Annotated in this window: 5 protein-coding genes; 4 read left to right on the top strand and 1 reads right to left on the bottom strand. The window is 55.5% G+C overall.

Going from position 1 to position 3,826, the window contains the following annotated elements:
• The 3 genes from WB402_RS11965 to WB402_RS11955 all read left to right on the top strand — a co-directional run.
• The coding region (locus WB402_RS11965; protein WP_424208147.1) for a hypothetical protein at positions 1–449 on the top strand (449 nt) is incomplete at its 5' end.
• A 299-nt stretch (positions 450–748) separates the two neighbouring features.
• Positions 749–1,297, top strand: coding sequence for a hypothetical protein (locus WB402_RS11960; protein ID WP_424208145.1), 549 nt, complete (start codon positions 749–751; stop codon positions 1,295–1,297).
• Positions 1,298–1,676: 379 nt separating this feature from the next.
• Positions 1,677–2,207, top strand: a complete 531-nt coding sequence (locus WB402_RS11955) for a glycine cleavage system protein R (protein WP_424208143.1) — start codon at positions 1,677–1,679, stop codon at positions 2,205–2,207.
• Positions 2,208–2,226: 19 nt separating this feature from the next.
• Here WB402_RS11955 and WB402_RS11950 read toward each other — a convergent pair whose 3' ends face one another.
• Positions 2,227–3,177: a phosphoribulokinase gene (locus tag WB402_RS11950; protein ID WP_424208141.1), complete on the bottom strand. Its 951-nt coding sequence runs from the start codon at positions 3,175–3,177 to the stop codon at positions 2,227–2,229.
• A gap of 348 nt (positions 3,178–3,525) precedes the next feature.
• Between WB402_RS11950 and WB402_RS11945 the strand changes: the two genes are divergently transcribed.
• Positions 3,526–3,693, top strand: a complete 168-nt coding sequence (locus WB402_RS11945) for a hypothetical protein (protein WP_424208139.1) — start codon at positions 3,526–3,528, stop codon at positions 3,691–3,693.
• Positions 3,694–3,826 lie beyond the last annotated feature (133 nt).

The following is a 3,826-nucleotide window of genomic DNA, read 5'->3' as shown; positions in this document are numbered from 1 at the left end:
ATATCTGGTTGCTGGACGCGGAAAGCCGGCAGATGGTCAAACTCATCGAGCTCCCTGACATGTGGATCTACAGCCTGCGCGGCGCCTTCGCTTCAGGCAACGCCTTGATCCTGCTAGTGGCCTACGGTCCGGAAGCCTACCTGGTGCGGCACAGCGGCGGGAAGCTCGAGCTGCTTTACCGCTTCCCGGTGAAGAATTACCAGCAGGTCAGCATGCATGTGGAAACGGGACGCGGCGACCGGACGCTGTTCCAGATCATCACCGGCCCGAGTTATGAAAAGCGGGAAAATTATTTTTTCCTTTACGACAAGGCGGGGCTTAAGAAGATCAAGGATGTTACGGCGATTTACGATCTTGACGTGGACAGCGCCGGGAAGCTCGTGTGTTTCTCGCAGTGGAAGAACGACAGGCGAATACTGGTGGTCAGGGAACTGAAGGATCTTCGTTGAAGTAATCCCTCTATTGCAAGATCGATCAGTCCCTGTGCATCCACCCGCCATGCAACCATCACCCTTTGGCTTAAAGGGCATTACCAGCTTGTAACTTCCGCGTACGTCCACAACATTACGCTTGGGCGAACTTGTGAATCGATTGTCGCGCAGACGACGCTGAACACGTTAAGGCCATATGAAATCAAAGTGATTTATGTCTACGCCGCGATATCACGACCAAACCCGCTAAGCCCAAACCAAACAACCCGATGGCGGGTGGTATGGGAACAGCCGTGATGTTCACGCCATAGGAGCATATGCCGTCGCATGTCGCCAGGACACTGGAAAAATATTTCCCGGGCGTTGCGGAAAAAATGAAGGAGGCGGAATCATTGGTGCTTGGGCTAAAGAGAGCCGTGGATCCGAGCAAGAGCGAGCTAGTACTGACCCCAAGCGCGACGGTGTTGAATGATGAACCGGGGAAGAACGTCAAGTTGGTGATCCTGGCCAGATACGAGCCGGACGTGGCGATTGTAAATGGCGTGGAATCACTGGAAGCCGGCCCGATGATGATGCCGACCTGTTCGAAAACCGGCAGGCTTGCGGCGCTGGACAGGCTGCTGACACCAAAAAGCAACCAACTGCAAATGATTATTTTTCCGATACTAAACGGCGGAATACGTATCATTGTTTCTCCCTCCATAGAGTTTTTGAGAATCTTCCCTGCATCGCGTGACCGGCTGAACTTACGCCCGACCACGATTTTTTCGGATAACGAAGCTGTGAGGGTTGAAGGTAGCAGAGGAAAAACGTCTATCAAGGTTCAGTCACAATACAGGCACTTTGTAACAATACGCATCCGATAGACGGAGGGAAACACTAGACAGGCGCTCTGTTTTGCTGGAATTCAAAATATCATCGGTTCAACGTATGAAGAATGCAGGGGTGATTAATTATTGTGACAAGGGGACGCTCAAGAAAAAATATTGTGTCGAGAGACAACTTCGACGTCGATTGCATCAGATGCGCGTCGGTTTCGACCAAGCAGGGATAGCCGGCCAACCGACCCGATGGAAGTTGTCAGAGGCATGCCTTGAGTTCGTTTAAAGTGATGATCCTGTACAATACCTGCCGGTTGGTCATAGGCCCGGTCTGCCCGCCGTCTGATTTTCATCTGGCCGCCGGCTAACGTTGGCGATAAACTTCCGGCCGCCGTGACTTCGTAAAATTTCTGATTGCTTTTCCATGAAAAAATATTTTGTCTTCTCCGCGCTGGGCAAGGATCGCCCCGGGATCGTCAATCAGCTGTCCAAGGCTATTCTCGAAAGTGGCTGTAACATCGAGGACAGCCGCATGACGGTATTGGGGGGAGAATTCGCCCTGATTCTGATGGTGTCCGGACACTGGGGGGCGATCACGCGTCTGGAACGGCAGGTGCCGGTACTGGAGAAAAAACTCGAACTCACCATCCTTGCCCGGCACACCGAACCACGCACCGCGGTGCAGGACATGGTGCCCTACACCGTGGACGTGGTGGCCATGGACCATCCGGGCATCGTGCACGAGATTGCGGATTTCTTCGCGACCCGCGAAATCAACATCGAAGAGATGAGCACCTGGACCTACCCGGCCGCGCACACCGGCGCGCCGATGTTTTCGCTCAGCATGACCGTGAGTCTGCCGTCCGGCGTGCACATCGGCCGCTTGCGCGACGAGTTCACCAGCTTTTGCGATAATCTCAATCTGGACGCCACGATCGAACCGACGCGACATTGAGAATCCGCCCCCGGGCCATTTACCCGTTTTTTTGCTGCCGTTTCTCGATCAGTTCATGCACCAGCGGCGTGCAGATGATTTCCATGGCCAGCAGCATCTTCCCGCCGGGAATGACCATGGTGTTGGGACGTGACATATAAGAATCCTTGATCCGCCGCATCAGGTTCGGAAAATCGAATTTCCCCGGCTCGCGGAATCGGATGACCACAACGCTTTCCGCCAATGTTGGCACGTCGCGGGCGATGAAGGGGTTGGAGGTATCCACGACTGGCACGCGCTGGAAATTAATGTCAGAGAGGGAGAACTGCGGTGTGATGTAGTCAATGTAGTCGCGCAGCCGCCGCAGGATGGTGTCGGTGACCGCCTCCGGGGAATGGCCTTTGACGCTGGTGTCGCGGTGGATTTTCTGTATCCATTCGAGATTGGCGACCGGCACCACGCCGATCAGCAGGTCCACGTACTGCGCCACGTCCACGCCGTTGTTGCCGTCGAGGGCGTTGCGGCGCTCGATGACCTGGGGATTGTGCGACGGGCTCATTTTGCGGCGGGTCCAGGTGCGCGCCACCACGCCGCCGTGAAGTCCTTCATAGAACAGCAGATCGGTGTCCACCGGAATTTGCCGCCAGGGAGTGAACGTGCCCGGTGGCAGTCCGAACTGTTCCTGCTCGCCCTCGACCACGTAATGCCGCGTCTCGCCGGTGCCGTGCTCGGAGTATTCCTTGAACAGCGCTTCGAGCCGGTCGAACTGATTCAGTTTCGGACTGAAATGGCTCAGGTTTTCCCCTCGTGCTCGGGCCTCGCGGACGAGGCGATCCATTTCCTTGCCCTCGTAGCGCAGAAAGGCGTTGCCTTCGACAAACGCTCCCGAAATACCCTCACGCCGGAATATGTCGTGAAAGGCGTGCCGCACCGTGGTGGTCCCGGCGCCGGAGGAGCCGGTCACCGCAACAATGGGAAATTTACTGGACATGAAATGTGCCTGTGCAGTCTGCGAATGCCCCTATCTTTTGGCATTTGGGCGCGGCGGTCAACGGTTGCGGCCAAATTCATCTAATTACCCCTTCCTTGATGTGTCTCGGGCGGCAAAAACCGGGGGATTTGTTCCGGGAATTTACGCCGGGGTGACCAGACGCCTGGTTTCAGGCGTCGTTGAAACGGATGGCAATCGCCGACATGGGTTTTTTACGAATTTTGCTTTCCATTGAATGTAGGCACATGGTATTTCCGGAATATAAAAAATTTTTAATTGAAATCCGTCTCGACCGGCGTAGGGTAACTCATGCATGGACGTACATGCCTGCATGGAAGGAGGTTCATCATGTGTTATGAAAAATGGGATGAGAGCAAGCGAGTGACGGAGACGTTGGAGAAAGCCAGGAAGGAGGCGGACAAAGCGATTGAAAAAGCCAAGTCGGCTGCCCGACCCGAGCGCGGGCCGGAAGCGGAACCCCGGCCCACGGTGGAATCCGAAGAAACTGCCGCCTGAGCGCTCGTACCGGTATCCGGAAATTCAAAACCCCGCGTCTGCGGGGTTTTGTTCGCCCCATCCCTGGAGCTCACCCTCGCCGCGTAGCGGCTCGGGCCAGCGTGCGTTCTTAGCTCCGTAAACGGTGCATCCC

This window comes from Sulfuricaulis sp., from assembly GCF_049587675.1.
Taxonomy (GTDB): domain Bacteria; phylum Pseudomonadota; class Gammaproteobacteria; order Acidiferrobacterales; family Sulfurifustaceae; genus Sulfuricaulis.
Note: the sequence above shows the minus strand (reverse complement) of the source record. Positions and strands in the feature narration are given on the sequence as shown.

What these genes read in the sequence shown, in the direction of transcription:
- WB402_RS11955 (WP_424208143.1), top strand. Translation starts at nt 1,677, where the DNA reads ATGAAAAAATATTTTGTCTTCTCCGCGCTGGGCAAGGATCGCCCCGGG.
- WB402_RS11945 (WP_424208139.1), top strand. Translation starts at nt 3,526, where the DNA reads ATGTGTTATGAAAAATGGGATGAGAGCAAGCGAGTGACGGAGACGTTG.
- WB402_RS11960 (WP_424208145.1), top strand. Translation starts at nt 749, where the DNA reads ATGCCGTCGCATGTCGCCAGGACACTGGAAAAATATTTCCCGGGCGTT.
- WB402_RS11950 (WP_424208141.1), bottom strand. Translation starts at nt 3,177, where the DNA reads ATGTCCAGTAAATTTCCCATTGTTGCGGTGACCGGCTCCTCCGGCGCC.